Origin of the sequence: Evansella tamaricis, from assembly GCF_019042215.1 — a bacterium.
GTDB classification, from domain to species: domain Bacteria; phylum Bacillota; class Bacilli; order Bacillales; family Salisediminibacteriaceae; genus Evansella; species Evansella tamaricis.
Genome location: NZ_JAHQCS010000092.1, coordinates 22675 through 37422, shown reverse-complemented (window position 1 = coordinate 37422; position 14748 = coordinate 22675). Strand labels below are relative to the sequence as shown.

15 protein-coding genes are annotated in these 14748 nt (G+C 37.8%); 4 read left to right on the top strand and 11 right to left on the bottom strand.

The annotated features are described in order from the left end of the window. Window positions 1–9: 9 nt before the first annotated feature. From KS419_RS10085 to KS419_RS10070, 4 genes are all read right to left on the bottom strand, one after another. The gene (locus tag KS419_RS10085) at window positions 10–732 is read right to left on the bottom strand and encodes a transglycosylase SLT domain-containing protein (protein WP_246593766.1); all 723 of its coding nucleotides are present in this window, start codon (window positions 730–732) and stop codon (window positions 10–12) included. 336 nt (window positions 733–1068) lie between these two features. Then, a complete protein-coding gene (locus KS419_RS10080; RefSeq protein ID WP_246593765.1) occupies window positions 1069–1935 on the bottom strand; it encodes a metal ABC transporter permease in 867 nt (288 codons plus the stop codon). Then, window positions 1932–2690 (bottom strand): metal ABC transporter ATP-binding protein, encoded by a 759-nt coding sequence (locus KS419_RS10075; protein WP_246593764.1) that lies wholly within the window; start codon window positions 2688–2690, stop codon window positions 1932–1934. Before KS419_RS10075 ends, KS419_RS10080 begins: the two co-directional genes overlap by 4 nt. A 248-nt stretch (window positions 2691–2938) precedes the next feature. Continuing rightward, window positions 2939–4282: a two-component system sensor histidine kinase NtrB gene (locus KS419_RS10070; RefSeq protein ID WP_217066274.1), complete on the bottom strand. Its 1344-nt coding sequence runs from the start codon at window positions 4280–4282 to the stop codon at window positions 2939–2941. 120 nt (window positions 4283–4402) lie between these two features. Here KS419_RS10070 and KS419_RS10065 point away from each other — a divergent pair, with 120 nt between their 5' ends. Then, entirely contained in the window at window positions 4403–4678 is a 276-nt protein-coding gene (locus KS419_RS10065) for a DUF2624 family protein (RefSeq protein WP_217066273.1), read from the top strand. An 83-nt stretch (window positions 4679–4761) separates the two neighbouring features. Here the strand turns inward: KS419_RS10065 and KS419_RS10060 are convergent, their stop codons facing one another. Then, complete coding sequence (locus tag KS419_RS10060) at window positions 4762–5658, bottom strand: deoxyribonuclease IV (RefSeq protein WP_217066272.1); 897 nt, start codon at window positions 5656–5658, stop codon at window positions 4762–4764. A gap of 30 nt (window positions 5659–5688) precedes the next feature. Then, window positions 5689–6987 (bottom strand): DEAD/DEAH box helicase, encoded by a 1299-nt coding sequence (locus KS419_RS10055; protein ID WP_217066271.1) that lies wholly within the window; start codon window positions 6985–6987, stop codon window positions 5689–5691. A 217-nt stretch (window positions 6988–7204) separates the two neighbouring features. Here KS419_RS10055 and KS419_RS10050 point away from each other — a divergent pair, with 217 nt between their 5' ends. From KS419_RS10050 to KS419_RS10040, 3 genes are all read left to right on the top strand, one after another. Continuing rightward, window positions 7205–7972: a YqfQ family protein gene (locus tag KS419_RS10050; RefSeq protein ID WP_217066270.1), complete on the top strand. Its 768-nt coding sequence runs from the start codon at window positions 7205–7207 to the stop codon at window positions 7970–7972. A 138-nt stretch (window positions 7973–8110) separates the two neighbouring features. Further along, complete coding sequence (locus KS419_RS10045; RefSeq protein WP_217066269.1) at window positions 8111–8608, top strand: CarD family transcriptional regulator; 498 nt, start codon at window positions 8111–8113, stop codon at window positions 8606–8608. A gap of 148 nt (window positions 8609–8756) precedes the next feature. Continuing rightward, a complete protein-coding gene (locus KS419_RS10040) occupies window positions 8757–9704 on the top strand; it encodes a 4-hydroxy-3-methylbut-2-enyl diphosphate reductase (RefSeq protein WP_217066268.1) in 948 nt (315 codons plus the stop codon). Between the two features lie 266 nt (window positions 9705–9970). Here the strand turns inward: KS419_RS10040 and KS419_RS10035 are convergent, their stop codons facing one another. The 5 genes from KS419_RS10035 to rpoD form a co-directional block, all read right to left on the bottom strand. Beyond that, a complete protein-coding gene (locus KS419_RS10035) occupies window positions 9971–11092 on the bottom strand; it encodes a Nif3-like dinuclear metal center hexameric protein (protein WP_380086058.1) in 1122 nt (373 codons plus the stop codon). Then, window positions 11086–11796, bottom strand: coding sequence for a tRNA (adenine(22)-N(1))-methyltransferase (locus KS419_RS10030; protein WP_217066265.1), 711 nt, complete (start codon window positions 11794–11796; stop codon window positions 11086–11088). Before KS419_RS10030 ends, KS419_RS10035 begins: the two co-directional genes overlap by 7 nt. A gap of 136 nt (window positions 11797–11932) precedes the next feature. Further along, window positions 11933–12298: a c-type cytochrome gene (locus KS419_RS10025; RefSeq protein WP_217066263.1), complete on the bottom strand. Its 366-nt coding sequence runs from the start codon at window positions 12296–12298 to the stop codon at window positions 11933–11935. Window positions 12299–12448: 150 nt separating this feature from the next. Beyond that, on the bottom strand, window positions 12449–13183 hold the full coding sequence (locus KS419_RS10020; RefSeq protein WP_217066261.1) for a glycerophosphodiester phosphodiesterase family protein: 735 nt from the start codon (window positions 13181–13183) through the stop codon (window positions 12449–12451). 432 nt (window positions 13184–13615) lie between these two features. Further along, the gene (gene rpoD / locus KS419_RS10015; protein WP_217066259.1) at window positions 13616–14734 is read right to left on the bottom strand and encodes an RNA polymerase sigma factor RpoD; all 1119 of its coding nucleotides are present in this window, start codon (window positions 14732–14734) and stop codon (window positions 13616–13618) included. Between the last annotated feature and the right edge of the window lie 14 nt (window positions 14735–14748).

Sequence of the window (14748 nt, the reverse complement as noted above, 5' to 3'; positions counted from 1 at the left end):
TAGTTAGATTTAATTTCCTTGCTCGTAAGATAACAACTGACTGTCTTCTGCATTCTCTTGAATTAATACTGCATACCAGCTTTCGGCATGCCCATTTTCTTCAATGTACTGTTCCAACCCATAGATTCCTCGATGATATGCTGTTAACGCATGATTCCAATCTCCGTATTGTTGATAAAGAAAATCTAAATAGACAATAGCCAGCTGAATGGAATAAATGGGATCAAATAACTTATCCTGTTCATATGGAATGCCTGCCATTTCAGCTATCCACGGCCCGGTATTTGTCATAAATTGGGCTAACCCATAAGCATGTCCATATGGAGTTTCTGGTCCGATTAAATGAGGGTCGAAAGTTCCTCCAGTTTCCACTTTTAATAACTCATAGACAAGGAACGGGTCTAACTCTTTCCCATCCGTTTCCATGGCTAAGAATATGGCCCATTCCTTTTGAAACCTCCCATCACTGTCTTCATAAAAGTGTTCAGCAATTTCATGTGCTTCTTTCCATGAGAGATAACTAGACGATATGCCTTCCCTTTCCGAATAGTCAACGAATCCTTTTATCCTTTCTACATTTAATGCTTGTTTGTATTCCTGTTCCTGAGCATTTAAACTAACTTCCATTTCCCTAATTTGTTCCTTCAGTTTCATATGTTCTGTTCCAACAATGAGTAATATAATTACAGCAGTTGCCATTGCGAGAATAGCATGTCCTTTTTTTAGATGCATAGGTGTACCTCCTTAGTGTACATTCCTCCCAGAATATACAATTATGTATCATATACCATTTTTCCCACAACTGCAACGAAAACCCATTATATTAATACCACAGTTTTGTCCTGGTAAACATTTTATGAAGGATGCTTTTCCACTTTTACAGTTCCTTCACGCAATGAGTATAGCCGTCGCAATCTTTAAAAAGCCTGATAAGAGCGATTTTCTCCTATCAGGCGAGCGACGCCATTGCCATACAAATAAAAGGCCACTGAAAAAGTTGTAAGATACTTTTTCAGTGACCTCTTTTTTCAACGCGTCTCTTTCCTTAATCTGTATTCTTTACAAAATTTAGCCTTGCTGTATTGGAGTACGTAACATCCTTGGGATAATTCCCTGTTTTGGCGAAAAGAAAAGTGCAAATAGAAACAATATAGATGCCACCAGTACGATGGATGCACCGGATGATACATCATAAATCACCGAGAAAAAGATTCCTGCAACAGCAGATACGACACCAAAGAACGCAGATAAAAGCAACATGACCGGAAATCGGTCCGTTAATAAGTAAGCTGTTGCCCCTGGTGTTATCAGCATAGCTACAACAAGTACAATTCCAACCGTTTGAAGTGATGCTACTGTCACTAATGATAATAAAAGCATTAACATGTAATGAATGAATTTTACCGGTAGACCAGATGCCTTTGCCATAGTCTCATCAAAAGTGCTTAGTAGTAATGGGCGGTAGAAGAGAACTACTGCAAGTAAAACAAATGCCCCTATTCCTACTGTAATCCAGAGGTCAACCTTTGATACTGCTAATACATTCCCAAATAAAATATGCCACAGATCAACACTTGTTCCTTGTAAACCAGTAATCATCACAATACCAAGAGCAAACATTGCTGTAAACATTATCCCTATTGCCGAATCTTCTTTTATTCGGCTATTTTGTGAAATGTAGCCAATGGATAATGCGGTTAATACACCTGTTATCACAGCACCAATGAAGAAGCTGGCACCAAGCATGTATGCGATAACTACCCCTGGTAAGACAGCATGGGATATAGCGTCCCCCATCAGTGCCATCCCCCTTAATATAATGAAACACCCTATGACACCACATATAATACCAACGAGGATCGCTGCAAGCATGGCATTTTGCAAATATTGATATCGAACGAGTTGATCTATAAAAGAACTGATTTGACCGATCATGGATTCACCACCACCAATTCTTTACCTTCTTTCATAAGAGCAGCACTTCCCTGATAAGCCCGTTTTAAGTTTTCCGCACTATAGACATCCTTCACGTTCCCTGCATGGATCAATTCCTGATTTAAGAGCACGAGTTGATCAAAGTATTTCTCCACTTTACTTAAATCATGATGTATAACAAAAATGGTTTTCCCTTGATTGCGAAGTTCATGTAATAAGTTCACTATTATCTCTTCTGACTTTACATCGATTCCCACAAATGGCTCATCTAAGAAGAAGAGGTCGGAATCCTGAGAAAGAGCCCGCGCTATAAATACACGTTGTTGTTGCCCCCCGGACAGTTCACCTATTTGACGATTTGCAAACTCCTCCATTCCAACCTTTTTTAATGCCACCATTGCCCTTAATTTATCTGCTTTCCTTGTAAACATAAACCAAGGTATATGCATATATCTTCCCATAAGTACCACATCTAGTACTCTAACTGGAAAATCCCAATCTATGGTATTACGTTGGGGAACATAAGCAATATTTTTACGTATTTCTTTTATAGGCTGATCGAAAAAAGAAACTGTCCCTTTACTCCGCTCTAAACCGAGCATCGCTTTCATCAATGTGGATTTCCCAGCTCCATTAGGACCGATTACTCCAACTATAGAACCCCTATTTACGGAAAAACTAACATCTTTTAAGGCCAGATTTCCGTGGTAGTGAACCGACAGTCTGTTTACAACAACCATATCCTTCTTTTTCATATTCATCCTCCTCTTCTCAGACCTCAAACATATATAATACCTCTGCCCAGTTATGCTCATATATTGGATTATATGTCGCGCACGCAACGTTTGTGATTGATATCGACTTTTTTGACCATGATTCAAAAAGTTGCCCTAAGTAAACTTTTTATTTAAGGTTATTATAAACCCCAACTTTGATTTTTGCAATCCTTTCCTGCACCAAATATGAAAAAAACTCCCCATAATGGGAGTTTTTTCGAAAATGTTCAATTATCCTCATGTAAAGGTAAAAATATGGAAACCATCGTTCCCTTTCCCATCTTACTAAAGACGTTAAATTTCCCTTGATGTTCTTCAATAATATGTTTACATAAGGGAATTCCAATGCCTGTTCCCTTTTCCTTTGTCGTAAAAAACGGTTCATCAATCCGCTCTATGATCTTAGGAGGTATTCCTGGTCCGTGATCCGTCAAATCAATACGAAGCCAATTGGATTCTACTTTTGACTCCAACTTAAAAATACGGTCCAGTTTTTGTCCTTCATAAGCCTCCACAGAATTACGAAGAATATTTAATAGCACTTGCTTAATCATTTGTTCATTCACATGCAGATTAGCTGGATAATCTACTATGGAATTTGTGAATTCAATATCGTGAAGAATACATTCCGATTTAAAAATCATTAATAATGATTCCATCAGTTTCTTAGGTTTAATGTATTGTTTATGTATTTTTTTTCGAGACACAGAAAGGAAGTCTTCAATAATTGTATTCATTCTTTCCATCTCCGTAAAAATAGTGTCATAATATTTATCAATATTATTAGATAATCGCGATAATTGAAGGAATCCTTTAATAACAGAAAGGGGGTTTCTCAATTCATGAGCAACGCCTGCTGCCACTTGGGACACCACTTCCATTTGTTGCTGATTTTTCAGTAATTCTTCAAACCGTTCTTGAAAACTTTCATCTTTTACAGAAACGAACAAACAATCCTTATAGTTGGAACCTTTAATGACTAATCTTATGCCATGCTCTTGATATATCCTTTCTCCTAGGGGAGATCTTCCAGTTAGATTCCATGTTCTATAAAGTTCGTTAATGGTTCGTAAAATTGGATTATCCGTTTCTGATAAGTCAATTTTCTTTTCATATCCATAATCGGACAAGAGTTTTCCAAAATAAGTATTACTATGGATAACCTTCCCACCCTTTGATAAAACCAACGCAGGGGAAAGCAGTCCCTCCAATAGTTCAGATAAATCTTCAAGATCATTCTCCATAACTTCTCCACTTATAAGGACTTTATCTTCATAAAGAACTCCGGTCATTTTTAAGTCAAATTCATCATCCAAGATCTTCATGCGAAGACTTTCCATTACCCCTTCAGAAGACGTCTTAATCTTCTGAAAAAAGTCAAAAAAACGATCCTTTTCTTTATCAGGAAAACAATCGTGAAAATTATTTCTAATTATTTCTTGCACTTCCAAATCTTTCACGAACGCGTCAATTAATGTAAAATCTGTAGAGAAAATAAATTTCCAGTCGTCCGTGAGCCCGATCATTTCTTTTAGATAGGTATTATTGAGATAGTCTTTACTATTTTTCAATGTCGAGCTCCCCAATCATAAATCCATTATATTTCACATTATACATTATTTTGGAACATTTTTCTTATAAATCCATAATCATAAAATAGTATACTTAATAATACAAAGGAGGCATTTGTTTTGAATCCTGTTATTCAACAAATGGTTAATCAAAAAATACGTGGATTAACAGCAAAAGAATTAATTCGTTTAGGCCGGGAAAACAACATTTCCATCACGGTAAAACAGGCAAAAGAAATTCTATCTATCTTACACGAAAAACCTTTTGATATCGGAAACAAACAACTCGTTCAAGAAGTGAACAACAAACTGAAAAAATTAGATCCAAGTCTTTATAAGAAAGCAAAATCTTTACTTAAACCTTATGAGCAATATTTGGACTATTCCATTGAATAACAAAAACTTAAGCAAATCTTAAAGACAAAAAAGAGTAATAACAGGGCCTTTTCCCAATGTTATTACTCTTTTTTTTATTTCATTTAAACGGAAGCACCCACCAATTTTTCCTTCAGTCTTTCATCGAATAGCTTTGCTTTAATCATGTCAATCTCTAATTTATATGGTGCTTTCTTATCCTTTTTATCCTCTCCAACATAAGGTGTCTCGAGAATTTTCGGCACATTTACAAAGGCATCGTGATATAGAATCCGTTCCAGTGCCTCGAAGCCAATATGGCCAAAGCCGATGTTTTCATGTCTGTCTTTCCTTGCTCCACGCTCATTTTTACTGTCATTAACGTGAAGGACTTTGATTCGATCAAGTCCCACAATCTGATCAAACTCCTTTAAAACATCTTCCAAATGATCAACGATGTCATACCCTGCATCATGAACGTGACACGTATCAAAACAGACGGATAACTTCTCATTATGTGTAACCCCGTCGATAATTTTGGCAATCTCATCAAAGGACCTTCCACATTCAGATCCTTTTCCAGCCATTGTTTCCAATGCAATTTGCACATGCTGGTTTTTATCTAAAACTTCGTTTAATCCTTCAATAATTTTTGCTATTCCCTTATCTGCACCTGCACCAATATGAGCACCAGGATGAAGTACGATTTGTTTTGATCCTAATGCTTCTGTCCTTTCTATTTCACTCCTTAAAAAATCAACTCCCAATTGAAAAGTTTCTTTCTTTTCTGAATTGCCAATATTAATGATATAAGGGGCGTGGACAACGATGTTTGAAATACCATTCGCATCCATATGTTCTTTTCCAAGTTCAATATTCAAGTCTTCGATTTTTTTCCTTCTTGTATTTTGAGGTGCCCCTGTGTAAACCATAAAAGTGGTTGCCCCGTAGGATGCAGCCTCTTCACTGGCAGCCAGTAACATCTTTTTTCCGCTCATGGAAACATGCGAGCCTAATAACATTTTATTCATCCTCTCCCAATGATTCTATCTTTATTTTTTTCTTCTACTTTCAATCTTACGCTGTCTCTTTTCCTCTTTTTCCCGCTTGTATCGGGCTTTCTTTTTATAGCCTGGTTTTACTTTGTTCACTTTTTTGGAAATAGCACGGGTAGGACCAGGTCGATCAGTTTGTTTCTTCGCTGGACGAGCTCGTTTTTCAATGGTGACCCATTCTCCGTTCTTCAACTCTCGATGGATAAAGGATATCCCTTGTTTTTCTAGTTTCTCAATACTCTCTTGATCATGTCTTCCAAAAAGGGTAACAGCAATTCCATCCCATCCTGCACGTGCAGTACGACCAACCCGATGGATATAATACTCTAACTCCTTAGGAATTTCGTAATTTATAATATGAGTGATTCCCTTAACATCAATTCCTCGAGCTACAAGATCACTTGCAACGAGATATTGTACTTCAGCGTCCTGTAATCGTTTCATGACTTTTTTCCGTTGTCTAGGGCTTATTCCCCCATGCAACAGGTCCCCGTTTAAACCCGCTGTCTGTATTGCTTCAAACACCTCGTCTGCTGCCTCTTTCGTATTCGTAAAGATGACTGCCAAATAAGGATTTAATGATTTTGCTATTTGTGCAACCATCTCTTTCCGGTCACGATCACGATCCGGTACAAGCCAATGTTCAATGTTTCTTGGTGCAACATCTTTCGGTTGTACTTCCACATGTCTTGGATTCTTTAAGTATTTCCTTAAAAACGGTTGCAGTTTTACAGGAATGGTTGCTGAGAACACCATCATTTGCAAGTCTTCTCCCATCCGGCTAGCAGCCTTATCCACATCTTCTATGAATCCCATATCAAGCATTTGGTCTGCCTCATCAACCACAAACATTTTCACATGGCGAACATCTAATGCCTGCTTATCAATCATGTCTGAGACACGACCAGGAGTACCTACAACGATATGAGGGCGATGTTTTAACTTATCCATCATTCGGAGACGGTCTGTTCCACCTACCACTAACTGCGAATGAATTTTTTCGGAAAAATCAGTTAACTTCTTTAATTCATCATATAACTGGCTTGCCAGTTCTCTCGTTGGAGCAGTAATCACAGCTTGAGTCTCTTGAATTTCTATATCCAAACGGTCCACGATTGGCAATAAAAAAGCATATGTTTTTCCGGTTCCAGTCTGTGATTGTCCAATGACATCTAACCCATTGCGTATGGCTGGGATTAACCTTTCTTGAATCTCCGTAGGCAAATCAATATGTTGAGCTTTCAGTGCTTCAATTAAAAAATGTTTTAATTGAAATCGTTCAAAGTTATGTTCCATTGTTTTATCCTTCCTTTAATTGCTTAAGTCCTGACACTAACTATACATTTTATCATGACTATAGAAGTACTTACCAGTTTTGTCCACTTATTTAAAAAAAGTATTTTTCATTTTGTTCTGTTTTTATTTTCTGCAATTACAGTCTGTGCCTATACCATATTTCTTCTTATTGCATATACCTAAGAAGAGAGATCATGTATTTGAAAGGATGGTCAGAATGTTTGGACCACGCCCTTTTCCTCCTGGAAATCCTACCTCGCCATTCGGTGGCGGACTTTTTTCGCGGGGAGCAGGAGCAGCTTTTCCACAACAAGGATTACAACAGGGAGTTCAACAATTGTCTAATGTGCCAATGCAGCAGGCAGCACGAGGCGGTGGTGGCCTTCTGTCCAGATTATTCGGTGGCGGCAGGAGTATGGCAAGTGCCGCTGGTGCAACTAATGCGGCTGGTGGAGCTACTGGAGTAATGAACACTGCAGCGAATACGGCTGGTGCTGCTGGAAGTAGTGCACTAGGCAATGCTGCATCTACAGTTTCTTCAGGTGGGACTTTAGAAAGTATATTAGGATTCATGGAGAACGCCCAGAAAGCCATTGAAACCTTCCAACAAGTTGGACCAATGGTACAGCAATATGGTCCTTTAGTAAAATCACTCCCGCAACTCATGGAAATGTTAAATTCCAACGATGACGATGATAATGAGGAAGAAGAAACAGATGACAGCAATAACGATACCTCAGAACCTGAAACAGAAATGGAAGAATCAGGAGATGAAAAACAGGAAGAGAATAATGATTCGGAAAATCCTTCTAGTGATAACAATTCCAATAAAGAGAAGAATAAAAAAAAGAAAACACCTCCCTCCCCTACCAAACGGAGTAAAGAGAGGAAAAAGCAAAAAAAACACCCTAAAACGAGACAACAGAAAAAACCGAATGATTCCGATCAAAAATCTGGTTTACCACAACCAAAACTGTACATTTAGAAAATCCAGTCAAACTTTAACCATTTGACTGGATTTTTCTTATTTTTCCATTGACTTAATAACATTTCCATAGTAAAATTTTAAATTTGATTCCATATGTGTTACAATAGTAGTTACTATTGTATTGGAGGAATGCACATGTTTAAAGTCGGTGATCACGTAGTTTATCCATACCATGGAGCAGGAACCATTCAGGATATTGAAGAAAAGGATATATTGGGAGAGAAATTAAACTATTATGTGGTGTTTTTCCCATTAAACCACGTTACACTGATGTTACCTGAAAACCGTGTGAAAGAATCTGGATTAAGAAAAGTTATCCAACCGAAAGAAATAGATGAGTTGGCTACAGCATTGAAGCCGACTGAATTATCCACCACCTCCAAAAAGGATGCGGCACGCCCTTACTCAAAAGAGAATGAAACACTTTTAAAAACCGGTTGTATCATGGATGCGGCAGCCGTTATTTCGAACCTTACTTCTAAAGAAGGGGAACGTACAAACGGCCTACACATGGAGGACCGTAAAAATTTAGATCGTGCAAAACAATTTATTGTCAGTGAATTAATGCTTGTTAACGACTTATCAGAAGAAGAAGCGTATCAATTTATTACAGATAATTCCAAAGGAGCATAAATACATTTAGCCTTTCGCATAAAAGCGAAGGGCTTTTTTACTAAAAAATCATCAAGAACAAACAATCATTTATCATTTATTTTCATTTTACGCTTATACCCTTTATAATGTTAACTAGAACTTATTTTATACTAGAGGAGGAATCATGATGGAGGTCATCAAAATTTCTCCGCGAGGCTATTGTTACGGTGTTGTTGATGCCATGGTGTTAGCCAGACAAGCGGTTGAAAATCTGGATTTACCTAGACCAATCTATATATTAGGAATGATTGTTCATAATAAACATGTTACCGATGCATTTACTGAAGAAGGGATCATCACTTTAGACGGACCAAACCGACTGGAGATTTTAAAGAAGGTGGAAAAAGGTACGGTTATTTTTACGGCACACGGGGTTTCCCCAGAAGTGAGACGACTCGCAAAAGAGAAAGGTCTGACTACGGTTGATGCTACATGTCCAGATGTTACAAAAACTCATGATTTAATTCGTGAGAAAAAAGATGAAAACTATGAGATTATCTATATTGGCAAAAAGGGGCACCCTGAGCCGGAAGGTGCTTTGGGAGTCGCTCCTGATATAGTTCATCTCGTGGAGAACATTGATGATGTTAATCAATTAGATATCCAATCTCCAAATATATTGATTACTAACCAAACGACAATGAGTCAATGGGATGTGGGGCATCTGATCAATGCTTCGTTAAAAAAATATCCCCATGCTGAAGTTCATAACGAAATCTGCCTGGCAACTCAAGTCCGCCAAGAAGCTGTTGCCGAACAAGCGAAGGAAGCTGATTTATTAATTGTGGTTGGGGATCCTAAGAGTAATAATTCAAATCGCCTTGCACAGGTGTCTCATGAAATTGCCGGCACCCCAGCTTATCGTATTGCAAATATTAATGAATTAAACCTCGAATGGCTGCAGGGGATAAAGAAAGTGGCTGTTACATCAGGTGCAAGTACTCCTACTCCAATAACCAAGGAAGTTATATCGTTTATTGAAGCATTTGATGAAGATGATCCACATACTTGGGACACGACAAGTACTGTTAAATTAACGAGAATTCTTCCAAAGGTAAAAAAGAAAACGAGCTAAGTTAAAGGAACATTTACTATTTTCAAATGCAAAGTGCAAGATTCTATGAACACGACATTAGGGCAGTGCCTCTTCCTCTGTTAGCATCACTCCTGTGGATGTCACCGATATAAAGCTCGTCGCTGGAGCTAGACAGAGATATGAAAACTTATAATTTCTTTAAAAACTGCAAATATGACCTTTTAAAGGAGAAAAAAGAGCGAAACTTTTCTAGTTTCGTTCCCTTTTTTCTCACATATTAATTCAAATAGTATTCTGTTAATGTTCTATATAAACTGGAATGGATCCGTATGTACCTCTGATGAAATGACTTCTGTATCATATCCCTTAGCCTTAATGAAAGATAAAAGGCGTTCCTTCACAGCATCTTTCATGATTTTTTCCACATTATGCCCTGGATCCACCATCGCTAAGCCCTCCATCATAGCATCATGTACCACATGATAATATAAGTCACCTGTAACAAAAACATCGGCCCCTTTAAATAAAGCCGTTGACACATATTTATTACCATCTCCCCCAAGAACAGCAACTTTCTTTACGGGACGAGTTAAATCGCCAACCACTCGGACACCTTTTACATCAAAAACTTTTTTGACATGATTTGCAAATTTTTCAAGTGTCATCTCATCTGGTAGTTCACCAAGTCGACCAAGACCTAATGTTTTTCCAGAATTACCCATGTCATATATATCGTAGGCAGGTTCTTCGTATGGATGAGCTTTTAGCATGGCACGAATTATCTTTTTTTCAATAGAGGCATGGAATACGCTTTCTACTTTCACTTCTGACACATACTCCATTTTTCCCTGTTCTCCTATATAAGGGTTCGTTCCTTCGCCAGGTTTAAAGGTGCCAGTACCTGCTGTATTAAAAGTACAATGGCTGTAATTACCAATGTGACCTGCTCCTGCATTCCCTATGGCTTCCCTAACTGCAGGAGCCTGTTCTTCAGGAACAAACACTATCACTTTCTTTAAAGGATCTTCCATCGTTTCTACAAGAACCTCTGTATTTTCTAGACCAATGGCTTCAGCCATTAAATCGTTTACTCCGCCGTCTGCAACATCTAAATTGGTATGTGCAGCATAAACTGTAATATCATTTTTTATAAGTTTTTCAATAGTTCTTCCGTATGCTTGATCTGTACGAAGGGCCTTTATGGGCCGAAATATAATCGGGTGATGCGCAATAATTAAATCAACCCCTAATTCAATAGCTTCATCCACCACAGACTCCAGTACATCTAAAGCAATCATAATTTTCTTTACATGTTTATTAAGTGTACCAATTTGAAGTCCGATCTTATCCCCTTCCATAGCGTATTTCTTTGGAGAAAATACTTCAAACTCCTGAATTATCGTTTGTCCATGGGCAAACTTCATAATAGTACCTCCTTTAGCCATGTAATTTTTTGATCAATCTCCCTTTTCCTCGCTTCCATATTCTCTGATTCTGAAGCCACATATAACTGCTGCTGAATCTTTTCTAACTGCACAAGTTCTCTTTTCCATTTTTCCATAAATATGTGACTTTTTTCTCGAAGTAGTTTTGGTCCGAGCCAAATCTCTTTCTCCACATCTGAACTTCCGTAAAGAGTTTTTGGATTTCCTTTTTCAGCTACTAACACTTCATAAATATGTCCGTCTTCCTTTAAAATGACTTCATCGAGTAGTTCCCAACTATCCTCTATCAACCACCGTCTAATTCGATCTGCAGCAATATTCGGCTGTAAAATTAAACGTTTTACAGTCGTCAGTCGTTCTTTACCTTCATCTAAAATATCAGCAATCAAAGGTCCCCCCATACCAGCAATCGTTACCGTATCTATTGATTCACCTTCCATAACAGACAGTCCGTTTCCTAGTTTTGGTTGGATAGCATGCTCAAATCCAAATTTACTAATTTGTTTTAATGCAGCTTGGAATGGCCCTTTATTCACTTCTCCGGCAACAGCAAATTGTGCCGTTCCATTTTTGATTAAATAAACCGGTAAATAAGCGTGATCCGATCCAATATCGGCTACCCTTGCCCCTTTTTGGACAAAAGAAGCCACTGTCTTTAATCTTTTTGACAAAGAAATATCATTCATATCATTCACCTATTTTTACTAACTTTATTTTGAAAAGGCTGTAGTGAACATAAAGCGTTGTGTTATTTATCGTTACAGTCTACGATTTAGTCTTGTAAAAAAAGAAGGATATGAATATCCTTCTTTCTTCTAACATTTATTCTGATTCAGTAAGTAAGAACTCAATGACTGCATCCACTTCTTCATTGGACAAACGGCCAAATGCAGGCATCGCACCTCTACCCTCTGTGATAATAGTGGCTATTTCATCTTCTGAATAATTACCTTCCAACGCATTTAATGCTGGATTAGATCCAACCCCACCTAGATCTCCACCATGGCAACCAGAACAGTTTCCAATGTAAACATGCTCCCCTAACTCATAGGATGTCTCAAATTGCTCCTCACCGTTTTCTTGTGCCACGTCTCCACCTTGATATAATCCAACAAAGGATAAAATAGTGATTAAGCCAATTCCTAATATAGCTGTGATGGCAAACGGAAAAAGGGGTTTCCCTCTCATAGTTATGTACCTCCTTGATATAAAATCTTATATTTGAACTATAACCAATGCTTGTGCAAAATGCAAAGCTATCACTTATTGTACTTTAAAAATTATTATTAGAAAAGTATTTAAATGAACCTCGATACTAAATTAACATTTTTCTTTAACTTATGATGTTTTACATTCACTTCGGAAAATATCCGCCATTTGCTTTGGGTCATTTGTAATAATCCCTTGTACATCTAATCGCTGACATTTTAATGCGTCCTTTATTTTATGAACATTATAAGGGCGTACAGGTATTCCCTTCATAGACCAATACTTATAAAACTGTGTAGCATGATACGTGTTTCTAATGTGGATAGCATCTGCTCCTATATGATTTAAATAATGATAGGAACGAAGAATTGGGTTTTTCGTAATTAACGCTGTCTCAATCTTAGGTTGTCTCTCTTTGAAAAATTTTAAGTACGGGAAGTAAAAAGTGGAAATAATTACACGGTCTTCCAGATGTAAATTCGTAATCAGTTTTAAACACTGAGTTAAATACTCAGTTGAATTTCTTTTTTGCTTTTTTAATTCCACATGCAAGGATACTTGTTTATCGCTGGCCCACTGGAATACTTCCTTAAGAGATGGTATCTTTTCACCGCGAAACCGTTCATGGAACCATGTCCCCGCATCAAATTGACGAATTTCCTGGAAGGAAAAAGATCGTACATACCCCCGCCCATTAGTGGTTCGATCGATCTTATCATCGTGAATAACAACTGGAATTCCATCCTTTGTGAATTGGACATCCAATTCTATCCCATCGATTGGATATGTCATAGCAGAATAAAATGATGCCATTGTATTTTCTGGTGTATATCGCTTATTACCACGATGTGCAATAATTTCCATACAGATTTGACACCTCTTATTTTAATTATATTCTTATCATATCATTTATGGTTAGGAAGTTAAAATTCCAATTAGGATTTCATAAGAGCTTATCAGGATTTTATTCTTGTTAGTAAAAATTAGGATGTATTTGCATTAGGACAAAAAACTAAGTAAAATATAAAGCAACAGAAAGAATTGATAACGCTAACATTTTTAGTTTGAGATACTCACCAATCAAGAGGAGAAGCATAAGGACCTTGGAATACGGTCCAGGGTAGTGGCTCTTCCTCTACAAGCATCGCTTTGAAGTATATCCGTCCCGCGGCAACTCGAAGCATATACGCGAAGTAAACGCTCTGCGCTGGAACTAGACAACTTGCCCGAAGGTGCCAAAATTATACATTCTATCTTTTGAAAAAGCCTGACACAAAATGTCAGGCTGATCATAAACTATTCGAGAAAGTCTTTTAAACGTTTACTGCGGCTTGGATGACGGAGTTTTCGAAGTGCCTTCGCTTCAATTTGACGAATTCTCTCTCTTGTAACACCAAAAACTTTTCCAACTTCTTCAAGAGTTCGTGTTCTTCCATCATCTAAACCAAATCGTAAGCGCAGGACGTTCTCTTCCCGATCTGTTAACGTATCTAATACATCCTCTAGTTGCTCTTTAAGTAATTCGTAGGCAGCAGCATCTGATGGGGCTAGTGCCTCTTGGTCTTCAATAAAATCACCTAGATGGGAATCGTCCTCTTCTCCAATTGGAGTTTCGAGGGAAACTGGTTCTTGTGCAATCTTAAGGATTTCACGAACCTTCTCAGGAGTTAAGTCCATTTCCTTTGACACTTCCTCTGGTGTTGGCTCTCGTCCTAGATCTTGAAGAAGTTGCCGCTGAACCCTAATTAATTTGTTGATTGTTTCGACCATATGAACCGGAATCCTAATCGTTCTTGCCTGGTCAGCAATTGCCCTTGTAATTGCCTGTCTAATCCACCAAGTGGCATAAGTACTAAATTTATAACCCTTATTATAGTCGAACTTCTCTACGGCTTTAATAAGACCCATATTTCCTTCTTGAATTAAATCCAGGAATAACATTCCTCTTCCAACATATCGCTTAGCAATACTTACAACTAGACGCAAGTTTGCTTCTGCAAGCCGGCGCTTCGCTTCTTCATCACCATTTTCAATCTTCTTCGCTAAGTCAATTTCTTCTACAGCAGATAATAAAGGAACACGACCAATTTCTTTCAAATACATTCTTACTGGGTCATTTATTTTAATTCCCGGTGGAACACTTAAATCGGTTAAATCAAATTCCGCTTCTTCCTTTTCAACCTGCTGAAGGCTTGGAACACCCTCAGTTTCGTTCAGAATCTCTACTCCTTGCTCACCTAGAAATTCAAAGAATTCATCCATTTGATCGGAATCTTGTTCAAATGCTGCTAAACGTTCAGTAATTTCTGCATAAGATAAATTTCCTTGCTTTTTTCCTAGTTCTAATAATTGTTCCTTAACCTGATCGATGGATAAATCACCTTCCGCCATTGGGCGTAACGGTTTCTCAGCCATGCGACCCCTCCTTC